Genomic DNA, 17,469 nt, shown 5'->3' on the forward strand with positions numbered 1-17,469 from the left:
CTCAAGCTTACGCCACTCCACTAGCTATAAAATTTAATAAAAGCATGTTAAATATGGACAAAAATAATACAAACTAATTAATTCTACCCAAAATCCATAGATTTAACAGTTTATTTACGCCAAATTGGTAACTTAATTGTGCAGGGTGACCTATTTGCCAGTGCGCAATATCAGCCCTTGCACCAACCTTTAGCACGCCTCTGTCTTTCAAACCTAGTGCCTGCGCTGCATTGCGGGTTACTCCCGCAAGGGCCTGCTCAGGGGTGAGCCTAAATAAAGTACATGCCATGTTCATCATTAATTGCACAGAACATAAAGGCGAGGTGCCTGGGTTAAAGTCACTGGCAATAGCAATAGGCACATTGTATTTTTGCAGCAAATCGATGGGAGGGAGCTGTGTTTCTCGTAAAAAATAAAAAGCCCCAGGTAATAAAACAGCCACAGTGCCAGTATCTGCCATGGCTTTTACGCCGTTTTCATCAAGGTACTCAATATGATCAGCTGAAAGGCCTTTATATTCAGCCACCAGCTGTGCGCTCTGCTGATTAGAAAGCTGCTCAGCATGGCATTTTACCGGCAAGTTATGTTTTGTAGCTGCATCAAACACTTGTTTTGTTTGTGCAAGACTAAAGCCTACATTTTCACAAAATACATCCACAGCATCGGCAAGGTTATTAGCCACTACCTGCTCAAGCATCTGCGTACATACTAAATCAATGTATTCATCTGCACGGCCTTTGTATTCAGGGGGTAGCGCATGTGCACCTAAAAACGTGGTTTTAATATCAATAGGATGGTGCTCATTCAGCAAACGCGCCACTTCTAAAATTTTTATTTCGTTTTCAACATCAAGCCCGTATCCCGACTTAATCTCAGCAGTCGTTACGCCCTCGGCAAGTAAAGTGTTTAAGCGATCTTTTGCATCAACAAATAGCTGCTCATGATCTGCCGCGCGAGTGGCCTTAACAGTACTGGCTATACCGCCACCTTGCGCAGCTATTTGTTCATAGCTTACACCTTGTAAGCGCTGCTCAAACTCCTCAGCTCGGGAGCCTGCAAATATTAAATGTGTATGGCAATCAATAAGCCCAGGTGTTAACCATTGCCCTTTAATACTTAATGTAGGGGTAGCAAAGGCATCAAAACTGGGTAAGTTTGATTGCTCACCTAACCATACAATTTCGCCGTTTTTAATCGCCAGTGCCGCATTTTCTATAGCCCCATAAGGTGCATCTATTGTGCTATCCATGGTTGCTATGTTGGCATCAGTTAATAATAAGTCGAGATCTTCTAAGGTGTAACCCGTTGTTTTATTTTGCATACTTAGCTCCCTAATGCGCTTAAAATACAGTCTAACAATACACCTTGTATATACAAGATAATTATGCCATCTTTATTAAATAGTTTATTTTAAGTACAACTAATAATAGTAATGACCACACCTAAATTTGCACAAATAAAACAATTTATTGTCGATAAAATAAAAAATGGCGCATGGCAAGAAAACCAACGTGTCCCTTCAGAAAACGAGCTTAGCAGCCAATTTTCTGTAAGCCGTATGACCGCACGACGTGCACTGAGCGAATTAACAGATGCCGGTATTTTAACGCGCAGCCAAGGGTTAGGTACGTTTGTAGCAAGTTTTAAATCGCAGTCGTCACTACTTGAAATTAAAAACATAGCCGATGAAGTAAAAGAACGTAACGGGCAATACAGCTGTAGTGTGCAAGTGCTTGAATCAATCAATGCGGTAGCACCCATAGCCATTGCGCTTGGCGTTGAAGTAGATAGCCTGGTGTATCGCAGTGTGCTTGTACACAATGAGAACGACAAACCACTGCAAGTTGAAGAGCGATTTGTAAACCCAGCTTTAGCCGCGGGTTATTTACAACAAGACTTTAGCGCCCTCACCCCGCATGAATACTTATCGAGCGTAGCGCCGCTCACACAAGCGCGCCACACAGTGGAAGCGGTTATGCCTAACTCGCAAATGTGCCAATGGCTTAACCTGTATAACGAAGAGCCCTGCTTGCAGGTTATTCGTCGTACTTGGTCTACAAAAGGCATAGTAAGCTTTGCTCGCTTAGTATCACCGGGCAGTAAATACCGTTTGGGCGGGCACTTAACATTTAAAAAATAATAACAACGTAACGCTCAAGGGCGTTTTTTTGTAGCTGATCATCTTGTATATACAACAGGAGAAATTCATGAACAACCGGCTCGACACACACCGAGAAATCCGCGCGCCTCATGGCGATAAAATTAGCGCTAAAAGTTGGCAAACAGAAGCCGCTAAACGCATGTTAATGAACAATTTAGACCCTGATGTGGCAGAGCACCCTCACGCGTTAGTGGTATATGGCGGTATTGGCCGTGCGGCAAGAGACTGGCCAAGCTTTGATAAAATAATTGAAACCCTTAATAGGCTCGAAAACGACGAAACCCTGCTTGTGCAATCGGGTAAGCCCGTGGGCGTATTTAAAACCCACGAAAACGCGCCGCGCGTTCTCATTGCTAATTCTAACCTGGTGCCACATTGGGCAAATTGGGAGCACTTCAATGAGCTCGATAAAAAAGGCTTAATGATGTATGGGCAAATGACCGCGGGCTCTTGGATTTATATTGGCTCACAAGGCATAGTGCAAGGCACTTACGAAACCTTTGTAGCAATGGCAAAGCAACACTTTGGCGGTAATGCAAAAGGTAAATGGGTTTTAACAGCAGGCCTTGGCGGTATGGGAGGCGCACAACCACTCGCCGCGACGATGGCAGGTTTTAGCGCATTAGTTGTGGAATGCGACGAAACCCGTATCGATTTTCGAATTAAAACCGGCTACGTTGATGTAAAAGCCACGACACTTGAGCACGCGCTTGAGCTAGTTACCGATGCTTGCATTAAAGGTAAGGCATTATCGGTAGGCTTATTAGGTAATGCTGCCGATATTTTTACTGCACTGGCAAACAGCAATATTACCCCTGATATAGTGACCGACCAAACCTCAGCGCACGACCCACTCAACGGCTACCTACCGCAAGGTTGGAGCATGCAACACGCAGCAAAAATGCGTGAACAAAACCCACAGGCAGTGGTTAAAGCCGCCAAGCAATCTATGGCAGTGCAAGTAAACGCCATGCTAGCACTTCAAAAAGCCGGTGCTGCCACTACCGACTATGGCAATAACATTCGCCAAATGGCATTTGAAGAAGGCGTTACCAACGCATTTGATTTTCCGGGCTTTGTGCCTGCTTATATCCGTCCGTTATTTTGTGAAGGAATTGGCCCATTTAGATGGGTTGCGCTTTCAGGCGACCCCGAAGACATTTATAAAACCGATGCAAAAGTGAAAGAGCTTATCGCAGAAGATACCCACTTACATAACTGGCTTGATATGGCGCGTGAGCGCATTCAATTTCAGGGGTTGCCAGCGCGTATATGCTGGGTTGGTTTAAAAAACCGGGCTCGCCTTGCACTGGCCTTTAACGACATGGTTAAAAATGGCGAGCTTAAAGCGCCGGTTGTAATTGGTCGCGATCATCTCGACTCTGGCTCTGTAGCAAGCCCCAACCGTGAAACCGAAAGTATGCAAGATGGCTCAGACGCCGTTTCTGATTGGCCGCTACTTAATGCTTTGCTTAATACTGCGGGTGGCGCAACGTGGGTGTCGCTGCACCATGGCGGCGGAGTGGGCATGGGCTTTAGCCAGCACGCAGGCGTGGTTATTGTTGCAGATGGTAGTGAACAAGCTGCGCAACGCATAGCTCGTGTGCTTTGGAACGACCCTGCTACCGGCGTTATGCGCCATGCTGATGCAGGCTACGACATTGCAAAAAATTGTGCGCAAGAGCACCACCTAGATCTCCCTATGCTAAACAAGGAATAGTCATGATTTCACACACTCTCACACCAGGGCAGTTAGATTTAAGCACCCTAAGAAAAATTAATGACTCAGCTGTCACACTTAACTTAGTCGATGGCGCCAGTACACAAATAGCGGCCAGCGCACAAACTGTTCAAAACGTAATAAACAAACGCCAAACGGTGTACGGTATTAACACCGGCTTTGGCTTATTAGCCAATACAAAAATAGCAGATGACGAGCTTGAGCTACTGCAGCGCAGTATTGTACTTTCGCATGCTGCCGGTATTGGGGAGCTCATGGACGACAGCACTGTAAGACTAATGATGACCTTAAAAGTAAACTCTTTGTCTCGGGGCTACTCAGGGATACGCCTAGAGGTGATCGCATTTTTTATGAAACTACTGTGCAGTGAAGTGTACCCGTGCGTACCACAAAAAGGGTCTGTGGGTGCTTCGGGCGATTTAGCGCCTCTTGCTCATATGTGCCTTCCACTATTAGGTGAAGGCAAAATGCGCCACAAAGGTGAAATTATAAGTGCTGCTCAAGGGCTGAAAATTGCCAATCTTTCACCTATTACATTAGGCGCAAAAGAAGGACTGGCACTGCTAAATGGTACACAAGCCTCTACCGCGTTTGCGTTACAAGGGCTTTTCAAAGCAGAGGATTTATATGCACAAAGCTGTGTTATAGGCTCTATTAGCATAGAAGCCGCAATGGGTAGCCGTGCGCCCTTTGATGCACGCATTCACGAAATACGGGGGCAACGCGGCCAAATTGATACGGCCAGTGTATTTAGAGAGCTACTTAGTACTGAATCACAAATTAGCCAATCTCACGTAAACTGCGAAAAAGTGCAAGACCCTTACTGCCTTCGCTGCCAACCTCAGGTACTCGGCGCGTGTTTAACACAAATACGCCACGCCGCAGAGGTGTTGTTATGTGAATCAAACGGCGTTACCGATAACCCGCTGGTATTTGCCGATGTGGGCGATATTATATCCGGTGGTAACTTTCATGCAGAGCCCGTTGCTATGGCAGCTGATAACTTAGCCATTGCGATTGCCGAAATAGGCGCGCTGGCAGAGCGAAGAATCGCGCTACTTATTGATTCAAACCTCTCTACACTGCCACCTTTTTTAGTTGAAAACGGCGGAGTTAACTCAGGTTTTATGATTGCCCAAGTAACCGCAGCTGCGCTTGCCTCCGAGAACAAATCGCTTGCGCATCCCGCCTCGGTAGACAGCCTGCCAACATCAGCAAATCAAGAAGATCATGTCTCTATGGCAACCTTTGCAGCAAGGCGCTTAAAGGAAATGGCCAATAACACCCGCGGGGTATTAGCAATTGAATGGCTTGGAGCTGCTCAAGGGCTTGAGTTTAGAGCCCCACTAAAACCTTCACCGCAAGTAGAAAAAGCAAAAGCTCTGCTGCGCGAGCATGTAAGTTACTACGATAAAGACCGCTACTTTGCCCCCGATATAGAGGCAACCAATACGCTTTTAGCACAAGGGGCATTGTGCGACTTTATTCACCACAACCCACTACCATCGCATTTTAAATTCCATGCTGATAGCTAAAACCTAACGCCTCAATTGCTGAGCCAAGTACTTTGCGCTCAGCACTTTCATTACTGGTAAAGGTTGGCATTTCGCCGCCATGCTCTGCACACTTTTGTGCATAAAAATTCGCTTTAGTTGGGTGCGATGGATTTACCACGTTATAAATATTTTGCCCCGAGTTATAGTTTTCTATTACCGCAAAAATGGCGTTTATCACATCTTGTTGATGCACCATATTAACCACCTGCTGGCTCGATGAATTTAACTCTTTCCCAGCAACAAAGCGCCCCGGCTCGCGGTTAGGCCCTAATAACCCTGCTAAACGCAGTACTTTACCATCTTGCTCAAGCACCTTTTCTTCGCCATCGTATAGTTTTATTTGTCGCTCATTGGTACAACTTATTTCACTGCTTTCAGTGTAAACACCTGGCTCTTGGTCGTACACACCGGTAGATGAGCACAAAATAAAGCCCTTTGCATTTAATTGTTTAGAAAGTGAAAGTGCAGTGCTTAGTGTTTCTGGGTAGTTACTTTCACTGTGTCTGCTTCGTGGGGGGATTGCACACACCCAGTAAGCATCGTGTAAATCTATTTGGTGTATTAGTTGCCCATCAATCAGTACAAATTGACGCTGAAAATCCTCTGTATGCTGATCACTTCTATGCGTACCTTGTACCTGCCAACCCGCCTGTTTAGCTTGTAGGCACAAAGTATGACCCAACCAGCCTGCGCCTAATACTACTAATTTATTAGCTTTTGTTTCCATTTTTGCATAACCCTTCATTTTAAACGCATAATTAGTGCTTTTTATCTAACTTCATAGAGATTTAAAGTAAGATATGATTAGATACAACCTACTAAAAAACAATAATACGTGCACTTATGCTAAATAATTTATCATTACGGAAGAAAATATTATTATTGATTGGTGGCACCATCACCATTTTGCTAATTATTGCTTCAACATTTTTTGTAAATCACATCGCTAACCTTTCCAGAGTAAACATTGAGCGCGAAGCTCAAAGCTACCTACAAAGCGAACAACTTTCAATGCAAAGCTACTTTGCAAAGTATGGCAAGCTGGTTTCTACGTTTGTTAATAACCCGCATTTAGTTAATTTTTTTGAAAATTGGGATACTCGCGACCAGCCGATTAAAAATGCCCCCGGCTACAACGAAGTTAATCAAGACTTTGTACGCATTAGCTCAAATGACGAAAATGTACTGTCGGCGTTTTTCGCATCAGCAACCACCGGTGAATACTTTAAAGAAAACGAGCGTACCAGCCATTACAATGGCCAACCTTACTACGCCTATAAACGTGGTTGGTGGCAAGAAGCTCTGCAAATTAATAAACTTTACGTAGGCCCTATATCGGTCGATTTAACCACTGGGGTTGCCTCAGCAGTTGTACAACAGCCGGTATACAACGCACAGCGTAAACTTATTGGTATGGGCGGCGTTGATTTACAGCTTAATAAAATCAACGATATGGTTGAAGGTATTCGCTTTAACGGCCAAGGCTATGGCTTTTTACTCGATGGCAATCAAAAGGTTGTACACTTTTCAAATGCTACCGGCCATAAGCTGTCTAACACCGACGAAGGCCCTAAAGGTAAAGAAGGGCTAGATGGCCTTGAAAGCCAGTTTAATAATACTTCAGGCTTTACAGAGCTTAACGCACAAATGCGTAATAACCTCGAAGGCAGCCAATTGGTGACCTTAAAAGGAGAAGAGTATTATGTGGTGTACCATCGCTTACAACTAGAGCAACCTTATCTAGATTGGTATGTAGGTATACTGATCCCAACCAGCATGATTGAAGCCCCCGTTAATGAGGCGGTTACCACCACAACCACCGCAGTGGTGATTATTTTAGTGATCATTCTAGCGATGATATTATGGGCAACCCACATGATCTCGCAGCCTATTACCACTTTAACTAATATAATGCGTGATATTGCATCGGGCGAAGGCGATTTAACCCAAAAGATTAATATTACCAGCCAGGATGAGGTCGGCCAGCTTGCCAATCACATGAATACATTCATTGATAAGCTGCGCGCCATGATGTTAGAAACAGCCGCACAAGCTGAACAGTTAACCAATGCCGCAGCGCAACTTAAAAACGTATCTGCTCAAACCAACACCGAAATACAGCAAGAAAAACAACAAGTAGACAGCGTAAGTGCCGCCGTGACCGAAATGGCCAGCACTGTACTTGAAATATCGCGTAACGCGCAGCATACCAACAGCGCCGCCGAAGAAGTACAAGCTATTACTGCCGAAGGGGCTGACCGCTCAACTCAAGCACAACGTGTGATGACCGAACTTGCGCTACACATAGGTGAAGCGTCTAAAGTGGTAGCAGGGCTTGAGCAAGAAAGTAATAACATTGGTGCATTAGTGGATGTAATTAACTCCATTGCCGATCAAACCAACTTACTTGCTCTAAATGCCGCCATTGAAGCTGCGCGTGCAGGTGAGCATGGCCGTGGTTTTGCGGTAGTTGCTGATGAAGTACGTTCACTGGCAAGCCGTACGCAAGAATCAACAGACGATATTCGTAATATGATTTCTCGCTTACAGCAAATTGCCCAACAAGCGTCGGTAATGATGCTACAAGGGCAAGAGCAAACTGAAGGCTCAGTATCGCAAACAAAAGAAGTGCTAAGTTCATTACAAAACATTGCTCAGTCGGTAACTAAAGTGCAAGACCAAAGCCACCAAATTGCCACTTCAACTGAGCAACAAACCGTTGTCGCAGAGGATATTAATACCAGCCTTGCAGCAATTAATGGCTTAGTAAACAGCACCGCTGATCACGCACACATTTTAGCAGATGAAGCGCGCGATTTAAGCGACCTTGCTGTTGCCTTAAACAAAACGGTTAATCAGTTTAAGCTTTAAATACATAGCGTAATAAGGTGGGTAACTAAGTATAAAATTAACCCACCTAGGGCGTGTTGAGCTTTGTGGATTGAATGAATTTTAATCACCCAAGGCCCGCATGCCCTAGCACTCTTGTTTTTAAATTTTTTAACACCATATCTTCACAACTTGCTGCTATTTTTTAGCGTAATTAAATCAGTTAAAGTGGTTTTTACGCATCAGATCAAATTTTTCTGTTTTTAATACACATCTTTTAGTTGAGATAGTTTGTTGTTTGGCAGAGTCTGGTATAGTAGCACACGTATTAAACAGTGCTTTGAGGCTCTTTAATACAAAATTGCTAATTAATATGTTCTACAGGTTATGTAAAAGTACATATTAATTACCAATTGTAAAAAATGGGTTAGCCGACACTCGGTTAACAAAGAATACATTGTAACGGTTTTATCATGATATCTAATTTATTTACCAAGATTTTTGGTAGTCGCAATGACCGCACTATTAAAAACCTAAGAAAGACGGTCGCGCTAATTAATGCGCTAGAAACGCAATTAGAAGCGCTTTCTGATGAAGATTTAAGAGCTAAGACAGCTGAGTTTAGAGAACGTTACGATAACGGACAAAGCCTTGACGACATTCTACCAGAAGCATTTGCTGTGGTACGCGAAGCGTCAAAGCGTGTAAATGGCATGCGTCACTTTGACGTACAGCTATTAGGCGGCATGGTTTTACATCAAGGTCGTATTGCAGAAATGCGTACCGGTGAAGGTAAAACCCTAACAGCCACACTTCCAGCCTACTTAAATGGCTTAACAGGCAAAGGCGTGCACGTAATTACCGTGAACGACTACCTTGCTAAACGTGATGCTGAAACAAACCGCGAGTTATTTGAGTTCTTAGGCCTAACTGTGGGCTGTAACGTACCAGGCATGATGCCACAACAGAAAAAGCAAGCTTATACTGCTGACATTACCTACGGTACAAATAACGAATTTGGTTTTGACTACCTTCGTGACAACATGGCATTTAGCATTGATGAGCGCGTACAGCGTCCATTGTTTTATGCCGTAGTGGATGAAGTGGATTCAATCTTAATTGATGAAGCGCGTACACCACTTATTATCTCAGGCCCAGCTGAAGATAGCTCTGAGCTATACATCGAAATCAATAAAATTGTGCCGCTTTTAGAGCTTCAAGAAAAAGAAGACGAAGAAGGCATTGAAGGCGATGGCGATTACACAATCGACGAAAAGTCTAAGCAAGTTCATTTAACTGAGCGCGGTCAAATTAAAGTAGAAGACCTACTTACTGAACGAGGCTTAATTGAAGAAGGCGACTCGCTTTACTCAGCCGGTAGCATTACCTTACTGAGCCATGTGTATGCCGCACTTCGTGCCCACAAGCTTTATCAAAAAGATGTTGATTACGTTGTTAAAGAAAACGAAGTTATCATTATCGATGAGCACACAGGGCGCTCAATGGAAGGTCGTCGTTGGTCTGAAGGTTTACACCAAGCTGTTGAAGCTAAAGAAGGTGTAAAAATTCAAAACGAAAACCAAACACTGGCTTCAATCACTTTCCAAAACTACTTCCGTTTATACGAAACTTTAGCCGGTATGACAGGTACAGCCGATACTGAGGCATTTGAGTTTCAATCTATTTACGGCCTAGACACGGTTGTTATGCCAACTAATAAGCCGATGATCCGTGATGATCGCGCCGATTTAGTTTACCTAACACAAGAAGAAAAATACGAAGCTATTTTAGCCGATATTAAAGATTGCCAAGAGCGCGGACAGCCTGTGCTTGTAGGTACTATTTCGATTGAAAGCTCTGAGTATTTATCGCAGTTTTTACGCAAAGAAAAAATTAAGCACAACGTACTTAATGCTAAATTCCACGCGCAAGAAGCTGACATCGTATCGGATGCTGGTTTACCAGGTACTGTAACAATTGCAACCAACATGGCCGGTCGTGGTACCGATATTGTGCTTGGTGGTAACTGGAACAGCGAAGTTGAAAAACTAGAAAACCCATCAGATGAGCAAATTGCTGAAATTAAAGCGGCGTGGAAAATTCGTCACGATGCAGTAATTGACGCTGGCGGTTTACACATTATTGGTACTGAGCGTCATGAATCGCGCCGTATAGATAACCAATTACGTGGCCGTGCTGGTCGCCAGGGTGATGCCGGCTCTAGCCGTTTTTACTTATCGATGGATGATGCGCTAATGCGTATATTTGCCGGCGAGCGCATGACTAACATGATGCGTAAACTAGGCATGCAACGCGGCGAAGCCATTGAGCACCCTTGGGTTAACCGTGCAATTGAAAACGCTCAGCGTAAAGTAGAAGCACGTAACTTTGATGTACGTAAACAATTACTTGAGTACGATGATGTAGCAAACGATCAACGTCGTGTTGTTTACTCTCAACGTAACGAGCTGCTTGAAGAAGGCGATATTTCAGAAACCATTACAGCAATCCGTGGTGATGTACTTGCCGGTGTTATTGATCAATACATTGCACCACAAAGCCTTGCTGAAATGTGGGATATCCCAGGCCTTGAAGAGCGCTTAAAACAAGACTTCCTGATTGAGCTGCCTATCACGCAGTGGTTAGCTGATGACAATAAACTATACGAAGAAAAACTTCGTGAACGTATTGAGCAAGCGGTTGAGCAAGCTTACAAGCAAAAAGAAGAGCAAGTTGGCGACTCTGTACTACGTCAGTTTGAAAAAGCGATTATGCTTCAAAGTCTTGATCAGCACTGGAAAGATCACCTTGCTGCAATGGATCATTTACGCCAAGGTATTCACTTACGTGGCTATGCACAAAAGAATCCTAAGCAAGAATACAAGCGCGAGTCGTTTGAGCTATTCACCGAAATGCTTGAAAACTTAAAAGTTGATGTAGTGGGCATTTTAAGTAAAGTACAAGTTCGTGCCGAAGAAGATGTTGAAAAAGTAGAAGAGCAACACCGTAAAAGTGAAAATGCCCCTCGCGAGTACCAACACGAAGAAGCTGAACATGTAGGCGGTGAAGCACCTCAAAGCGCAACTGTAATGGCAAGAACAGCGCCTAAAGTTGGCCGTAACGATCCGTGTCCGTGTGGCTCAGGACAAAAGTTTAAGCAATGTTGTGGTAAATTAAAGTAACGACGCATTGTATGTAATTAAAAAGCGACGCTAGCGTCGCTTTTTTTATGGAGAAAAAACATGACAACAAAAATTGTAAATGTAGCGGTAGGCGTAATAAAAAAAAATAACGCCATCTTTATCTGCAAGCGCGCCGATGAGCAACATCAAGGTGGCTTATGGGAATTTCCAGGCGGGAAAGTAGAAGCTGGCGAGAGCGTATTTGCTGCACTTAAGCGTGAATTAAGTGAAGAAGTTGGCATTACTATTCATAGCTCTAGCCAACTTATGGTAATTGAACATGACTATGGCGATAAATGTGTAAAACTTGATATTCACGTTGTGAGTAACTTTAGCGGTGAAGCACATGGCGCCGAAGGGCAACCAAGTGAATGGGTCGCTATTAATCAGCTTAGTAACTATGAGTTCCCTGCTGCTAACGCTGAGATTATCGAAAAAATACAAGCGCGATACGCCTAAAGTACATGAATACAGCAATACAAAATAAATTAAGTGAGCTATTAGCGCTAAACCCTGAGCTTACTCAGGTGAGCTCTTTAGGCAGCGGACATATAAACACCACGTGGCTGTTAACTAATGCTGCGCAGCAATTTGTTGTTCAAAAGCTCAATACTCATGTATTTAAAAACCCAGCACAACTGGTCAATAACGCCCAGTTAATTGAGCAGCACCTAAGCGCTAAACAACAAACAAATACTTACCCGCTCGACATTGTTAAGCATATAAGTACTTGCCAAGGTGAATACCTTATTACAATTAACAACGCGTACTATCGCGTGCTTAATTTTATTAGCCAAAGTATTAGCGAAGATGTGGTTACAGAGCCCCATCACGCACAGCAAGCCGCATTTGCATTTGGCACCTTTACACGTGCCTTGCTCGATTTTGACGCATCAAGTCTCTACCCTGTTATTACTGACTTCCATAACTTAGCTATGCGCTTTGAGCAGCTTAATACAGCCATTAGCACCGCCACTAAAGAGCGGCTGCAGCAGTGTAAAAACGACATTGACTACTGCATTGCACAACAGCATTTAGTAAAAGAACTCGCTGACGTAACAGCCGATTTGCCCACCCGGGTATGCCACAACGATACTAAAATAAATAATATGCTGTATTGCAGCAATACATATAAAGCAAAAGCAGTTATCGATTTAGATACATGTATGGCAGGCTTTTTATTGTATGACTTTGGAGACATGGTGCGCACATTTTGCTGCGCTGAGCCAGAAGATTCGATTAATATTGATAAAGTGGTTATTCGCAAAGAGGTATTTACAGCGCTTGTTAAAGGCTACCTTGCCCCCCTTAAATCGGCTATTAGCAACAAAGAGCAAGCAAGTTTGCTACTTGGCGCTAAAGTTATGCCGCTAATGCTCAGTGTGCGGTTTTTAACTGATTACTTAAATAACGACGTGTACTTTAAAACCACCCATGCAGAACATAATTTAGAACGTGCGCAAAACCAGCTGGCTTTGTATAAAAATATTTTAAGCAATCAAAGCTGGATGCATAAAACACTCATGCAGTAGCCCTAAATTAAGTATTATTGCGCATTGGTATTAGTACTCAGTATTTAAATATAAAAAAGCCAGCAAGCTAAACACTTACTGGCTTTTATTTATCAACCTAAATGCGGGGTAATTTATCTCTTAACCAGATTCAGGTTAACTAACAGGCTATCAATTACCAAATTTTTACGCGGTCTTCTGGTTTGATATACATTTTGTCGCCTTCTTTTACGTCAAACGCTTGGTAAAACTCAGGCATGTTCGACAAGATACCGATAACACGGTAGTGACTTGGTGAATGCGGGTCTGTCATTAAGCGGTTACGTAGCTCTTCATCGCGGTACTTACGACGCCAAATTTGTGACCAACCCATAAAGAAACGCTGATCGCCGGTGTAGCCATCAATAACAGGCGCTTTGTTCTCACCTAACGATAATTGATACGCCTTATAAGCCACCGTTAAACCACCTAAGTCGCCAATGTTTTCGCCAAGGGTAAGCTCGCCGTTAACACCCGCATCTTCAAACGGTTTATATTCGTTGTATTGCGCTACTAACGCGCCGGTACGCTCTTCAAACTGTTTAAGGTCAGACTCACTCCACCAGTTACGTAAGTTACCGTCACCATCGTATTTAGCACCTTGGTCGTCAAAACCGTGACCTAGCTCATGGCCAATTACTGCGCCAATTGCACCGTAGTTTACAGCGTCATCGGCTTCTAAATTAAAGAACGGTGGCTGTAAAATAGCAGCTGGGAATACAATTTCGTTATTTACTGGATTGTAGTAAGCATTCACTGTTTGTGGCGTCATGTGCCACTCAGAGCGGTCCACTGGCTTGCCTAATTTAGCAATCATATCGCTATAAGCCCACTGGCTGTAACGTATGTAGTTACCCACTAATTCATCAGGGTTAATGCTCAGCTGTGAGTAGTCTTTCCACTTATCTGGGTAGCCAATTTTTGGGGTAAATTTGTTTAGCTTTTCTTGGGCTGCAAGCTTGGTTTCAGGGCTCATCCACTCCAGGTTTTCAATAGCAACGCCGTAACCTTTAATAACGTTATCTACCAGCTCTTCCATACGTGCTTTTGCTTCAGGCGGGAAGTTATCTTTTACGTATACTTTACCTAAAATTTCGCCAAGTACGCTGTTAGATGCATCAACCGCTTTTTTCCAAAGTGGCGCTTGCTCTTTTACGCCGCGTAATGTGGTGCTGTAAAAATCAAATTTAAGATCAACCAAGTCAGTGCTCAGTAACTGCGCGTAACCACTTACAAAATGAAACTTTAAGTAGTTTTTCCACGTTGCTAAATCTGTTTCTTTGTACACATCAGCAAACCCTTCTAAGTAGCTTGGCTGACGTACAATAATGTCTGAGGTATCTACCCCAGCACTTTTGAAAAACGCAGCTAAATCAAAGTCGCCTGTTAGCTTATTTGCCTCAGCTACGGTCATTTTATTGTATGACTTAGTTGCATCACGGCTTTGTACTCTACTCCATTGCGCCTCAGCTAAAGCGCTTTCAAATGCGATAACGCTTTTCGCGGCATCAGCGGCATTTTCAACGCCTGATTTAGCTAAAATATCGGTTATGTATTGCTCGTAAGATGCGCGAATTTTAGTAAATTTTTCATCATCTTTTAAGTAATAGTCACGATCAGGTAAGCCAAGTCCAGATTGCGATAAGTACAACGCGTATTCACTTGAATTTTTAGCGTCGTTATTTACAAACCAGCCAAATGGTAAGCTCGCACCTTGCTGCTGAATTTTAGCCATTAAAGGAGCAAGGTCAGCTTTTGAATCTAGGCTATCAATGGTATTAAGTGAAGGTTGTAAAGGTGTAATACCTAACTCATCACGTGTGTCTTTATCCATGTAGCTTTTGTAAAAAGCACCAATTTTGTACTCATCGCTGCCTTTTTTAGCACTGCTATTATTAGCGGCACTTTCAAGCGCTGTTTTCATCGCTTTTTGCGACTCGTCGTATAATTGTGTAAACGAGCCGTAGTTCGACTTATCGCCAGGGATCTCTGTTTTAGCAAGCCACTGTCCATTTACATGGTAATAAAAGTCATCTTGTGCGCGAACCGACTCATCCATATTGGCAAGGTTTACACCTAGCTCAAGCGTTTTTTCTGCCGGTGCTGTAACGGCAGCGGTGTCGGCCACTTGCGTTTCTTGTTGTTTTTCACCGCAACCTACTAGGCCCAGTGCAAGTGCGATACTTGCAGCGGTAATAGTTACTTTTTTCATAATTATTCCGTTTGTTAGTAAAGAATAAAATATCTATTTCATTAAACTATTGCATGCCAGAGAAAAAATAAAAGCGCCCTGCGATGCTTTCACTTAATGAAATTAATATTTAGGCGGTTAAAACAACACGCCGAATTTGTATGATAAACCCCATTAAAGAAACAATAAAATAGAATATGTAACAAAGTATTTTCTATGAGACGAGGTAACAAAATAGCCCTACCAACAACCATAATCGCGCTTTTGCGAGTTATTTTTTACCATGGCGAGCAAGGCGCTCTAGCTTTTCTTTCAGCGAAGGGGGCGCTGATGCGGCAATGGCATTAAGGTAATCTGAAGTTTGCTGGCTCATTTTTCTTGAATTGCCAGGTGCTTTACCTGCGTGGCCGGGTTTATCTGCAGTTGGGCTTAAGCGCGCTGTTGCTTGAGGGTTTGCAACAATTTTAATTTGTCCGAGCTCTGCCATGCCTGCCGCTCTAAAATGCGACTGCATATCCATTTTTAAATAATTAAGTTTAAGGGCAATTGCCGCCGATACAGCTTCAATCATCAACGTGCCATCGCGGTAATTACTCACACGGCATTTTTCAGCAAGCTTTGGGCCTAAAAACTCTTTAAGCAACACCTGTTGCTTATCAAGCGCTTGGCTTTTACCTGCATAGGCCGATAAGCGATTATTAAGGCCTGCCATAATGTCAGTCAGGGGTTTTGGTGCGTACCTATCTTTAGCCATTCAACACCTCAAAAATTTAAATAAAGCACGTTTAAGCCAAGCGTTTAAATGCTCGGCTTAAATAAGTGCTTTTATATTATACCAATTCGCTTAATTACGTATTATTGCAAATTGCTATTATGCGCCTGCTATTTGCATTTGCTCTATAAGTACTGAGCCGGTTTGAATGCCGCCTCTGCGCTCAATATCGCCCCCTATGGCCGAAATACCTTTAAACATGTCTTTTAAATTTCCGGCAATGGTAATTTCACTAACAGGGTACTGAATTTCACCGTTTTCTACCCAAAAACCAGCCGCTCCACGCGAGTAGTCACCCGTAACGGTGTTTACGCCTTGCCCCATCAGCTCGGTAACTAATAAGCCTGTTCCCATGGTTTTTAATAAAGCCGATAAATCGTTGTGCGTTTGCTCAACTAACCAGTTATGAATACCGCCTGCATGGCCTGTTGGAGCCATATTTAGTTTACGCGCTGCATAACTTGCTAATAAGTACGTTTGCAGCTCACCGCCTTGAATAATTTCACGGTCAATCGTTTTTACCCCTTCGCTATCAAAAGGCGACGACGCTAATCCTTTTAATATATGAGGACGCTCAGCAATATTAACGCTCTTACTAAATACTTGGGTGCCTAGGCTGTCGAGTAAAAAGCTCGATTTACGATAAAGCGCCCCGCCGCCAATTGCCGACACTAAATGGCCAAACAATGAGTTGGCAATATCGGCTCTAAAAATAACAGGGACTTTCATAGTACCCAGCTTTTGGCTATTTAGTTTAGCCAGAGTTTCGGTGGCGGCTTCTAGGCCTACCGCAGCAGCGTCGTTAAGTCCGCCCTGATCGCGAGCAACAGTATAAGCAGAGTCGCGCTGCATGTGCTCGCCTTCTTTGCCTATTACCATCGTGCTAATGCTGTGGCGCGTACGTGGAAAACCAGCAATTAAACCATGGCTATTACCATACACACGTAAGCCTTGGTGCGATGAAAAACTTGCACCATCTGAATTAACAATACGCTCATCAGCATTTAAAGCGGCTTGCTCTGCAGCGTGACATAGCTCAATCCCTTGCTCAGGGCTTACATCCCACGGGTGATATAAATCAAGGTCCTTAGGGGCAAACTCGAGTAGTTCTTTATCGGCAATACCATTAAAAGGGTCGTCTGAGGTAAATTTGGCAATATCAATGGCTTTTTCTACTACCGTGCGCAGTGTTTTTGGGTTTAGATCAGCAGTAGACGCCGAGCCTTTATTATTCCCTACATAAACACTGATACCTAAACCACCATCTTGGTTAAACTCTATGGTTTCTACTTCACCCATGCGTGTGCTTACCGATAAACCCGATGTACTAGACATAGCAGCTTCTGCGGCAGTGGCACCCAATTTTTTAGCATGCTCGAGCACTTCAGCTACGGCATCTTTTACTTGAGAGATTTGAGAATAAATTGGATCGTGTTGTTGGCTTTTCATAAATTAAGTCCTGAGCCTTAAGGCAATATTGCACGCAT

At 43.5% G+C, this 17,469-nt stretch carries 12 protein-coding genes; 7 read left to right on the forward strand and 5 right to left on the reverse strand.

The window, feature by feature from the left end; all coding sequences use genetic code 11:
• Positions 1-73: 73 nt before the first annotated feature.
• Complete coding sequence (hutI, locus tag AN395_RS10185; protein WP_054982937.1) at positions 74-1,321, reverse strand: imidazolonepropionase; 1,248 nt, start codon at positions 1,319-1,321, stop codon at positions 74-76.
• Between the two features lie 111 nt (positions 1,322-1,432).
• Between hutI and hutC the strand changes: the two genes are divergently transcribed.
• From hutC to hutH, 3 genes are all read left to right on the forward strand, one after another.
• Complete coding sequence (hutC, locus tag AN395_RS10190) at positions 1,433-2,140, forward strand: histidine utilization repressor (protein WP_054982938.1); 708 nt, start codon at positions 1,433-1,435, stop codon at positions 2,138-2,140.
• A gap of 67 nt (positions 2,141-2,207) precedes the next feature.
• Positions 2,208-3,881, forward strand: coding sequence for a urocanate hydratase (gene hutU / locus AN395_RS10195; RefSeq protein WP_054982939.1), 1,674 nt, complete (start codon positions 2,208-2,210; stop codon positions 3,879-3,881).
• A 2-nt stretch (positions 3,882-3,883) separates the two neighbouring features.
• Positions 3,884-5,437 carry a histidine ammonia-lyase gene (gene hutH / locus AN395_RS10200; RefSeq protein WP_054982940.1) on the forward strand — a complete coding sequence of 518 codons (1,554 nt, stop codon included), beginning with the start codon at positions 3,884-3,886 and terminating at the stop codon, positions 5,435-5,437.
• On the opposite strand, the gene AN395_RS10205 is transcribed toward hutH, so the two are convergent.
• Positions 5,415-6,185 carry an NADP-binding protein gene (locus AN395_RS10205; RefSeq protein WP_054982960.1) on the reverse strand — a complete coding sequence of 257 codons (771 nt, stop codon included), beginning with the start codon at positions 6,183-6,185 and terminating at the stop codon, positions 5,415-5,417. The genes hutH and AN395_RS10205 overlap by 23 nt on opposite strands.
• Before the next feature lie 116 nt (positions 6,186-6,301).
• On the opposite strand from AN395_RS10205, the gene AN395_RS10210 reads away from it, so the two are divergent.
• From AN395_RS10210 to AN395_RS10225, 4 genes are all read left to right on the forward strand, one after another.
• The gene (locus AN395_RS10210) at positions 6,302-8,329 is read left to right on the forward strand and encodes a methyl-accepting chemotaxis protein (protein ID WP_029773386.1); all 2,028 of its coding nucleotides are present in this window, start codon (positions 6,302-6,304) and stop codon (positions 8,327-8,329) included.
• Between the two features lie 431 nt (positions 8,330-8,760).
• On the forward strand, positions 8,761-11,469 hold the full coding sequence (gene secA, locus AN395_RS10215; protein ID WP_054982941.1) for a preprotein translocase subunit SecA: 2,709 nt from the start codon (positions 8,761-8,763) through the stop codon (positions 11,467-11,469).
• 60 nt (positions 11,470-11,529) lie between these two features.
• Entirely contained in the window at positions 11,530-11,928 is a 399-nt protein-coding gene (mutT, locus tag AN395_RS10220; protein ID WP_029773387.1) for an 8-oxo-dGTP diphosphatase MutT, read from the forward strand.
• A gap of 5 nt (positions 11,929-11,933) precedes the next feature.
• Positions 11,934-13,001, forward strand: coding sequence for a phosphotransferase enzyme family protein (locus tag AN395_RS10225; protein ID WP_054982942.1), 1,068 nt, complete (start codon positions 11,934-11,936; stop codon positions 12,999-13,001).
• A gap of 154 nt (positions 13,002-13,155) precedes the next feature.
• Here AN395_RS10225 and AN395_RS10230 read toward each other — a convergent pair whose 3' ends face one another.
• From AN395_RS10230 to pmbA, 3 genes are all read right to left on the reverse strand, one after another.
• Positions 13,156-15,231, reverse strand: coding sequence for a M13 family metallopeptidase (locus tag AN395_RS10230; protein ID WP_054982943.1), 2,076 nt, complete (start codon positions 15,229-15,231; stop codon positions 13,156-13,158).
• Between the two features lie 250 nt (positions 15,232-15,481).
• Positions 15,482-15,964, reverse strand: a complete 483-nt coding sequence (locus AN395_RS10235; protein WP_054982944.1) for a DUF721 domain-containing protein — start codon at positions 15,962-15,964, stop codon at positions 15,482-15,484.
• Positions 15,965-16,081: 117 nt separating this feature from the next.
• On the reverse strand, positions 16,082-17,431 hold the full coding sequence (gene pmbA / locus AN395_RS10240) for a metalloprotease PmbA (protein ID WP_029773391.1): 1,350 nt from the start codon (positions 17,429-17,431) through the stop codon (positions 16,082-16,084).
• Between the last annotated feature and the right edge of the window lie 38 nt (positions 17,432-17,469).

Source organism: Pseudoalteromonas sp. P1-30, assembly GCF_001400005.1.
Taxonomy (GTDB): Bacteria; Pseudomonadota; Gammaproteobacteria; order Enterobacterales; family Alteromonadaceae; genus Pseudoalteromonas; species Pseudoalteromonas atlantica.

Bases quoted from the DNA above. Each gene is read 5' to 3' on its own strand.
- hutI (WP_054982937.1), bottom strand. From the start codon at position 1,321: ATGCAAAATAAAACAACGGGTTACACCTTAGAAGATCTCGACTTATTA.
- hutC (WP_054982938.1), top strand. From the start codon at position 1,433: ATGACCACACCTAAATTTGCACAAATAAAACAATTTATTGTCGATAAA.
- hutU (WP_054982939.1), top strand. From the start codon at position 2,208: ATGAACAACCGGCTCGACACACACCGAGAAATCCGCGCGCCTCATGGC.
- hutH (WP_054982940.1), top strand. From the start codon at position 3,884: ATGATTTCACACACTCTCACACCAGGGCAGTTAGATTTAAGCACCCTA.
- AN395_RS10205 (WP_054982960.1), bottom strand. From the start codon at position 6,185: ATGGAAACAAAAGCTAATAAATTAGTAGTATTAGGCGCAGGCTGGTTG.
- AN395_RS10210 (WP_029773386.1), top strand. From the start codon at position 6,302: ATGCTAAATAATTTATCATTACGGAAGAAAATATTATTATTGATTGGT.
- secA (WP_054982941.1), top strand. From the start codon at position 8,761: ATGATATCTAATTTATTTACCAAGATTTTTGGTAGTCGCAATGACCGC.
- mutT (WP_029773387.1), top strand. From the start codon at position 11,530: ATGACAACAAAAATTGTAAATGTAGCGGTAGGCGTAATAAAAAAAAAT.
- AN395_RS10225 (WP_054982942.1), top strand. From the start codon at position 11,934: ATGAATACAGCAATACAAAATAAATTAAGTGAGCTATTAGCGCTAAAC.
- AN395_RS10230 (WP_054982943.1), bottom strand. From the start codon at position 15,231: ATGAAAAAAGTAACTATTACCGCTGCAAGTATCGCACTTGCACTGGGC.
- AN395_RS10235 (WP_054982944.1), bottom strand. From the start codon at position 15,964: ATGGCTAAAGATAGGTACGCACCAAAACCCCTGACTGACATTATGGCA.
- pmbA (WP_029773391.1), bottom strand. From the start codon at position 17,431: ATGAAAAGCCAACAACACGATCCAATTTATTCTCAAATCTCTCAAGTA.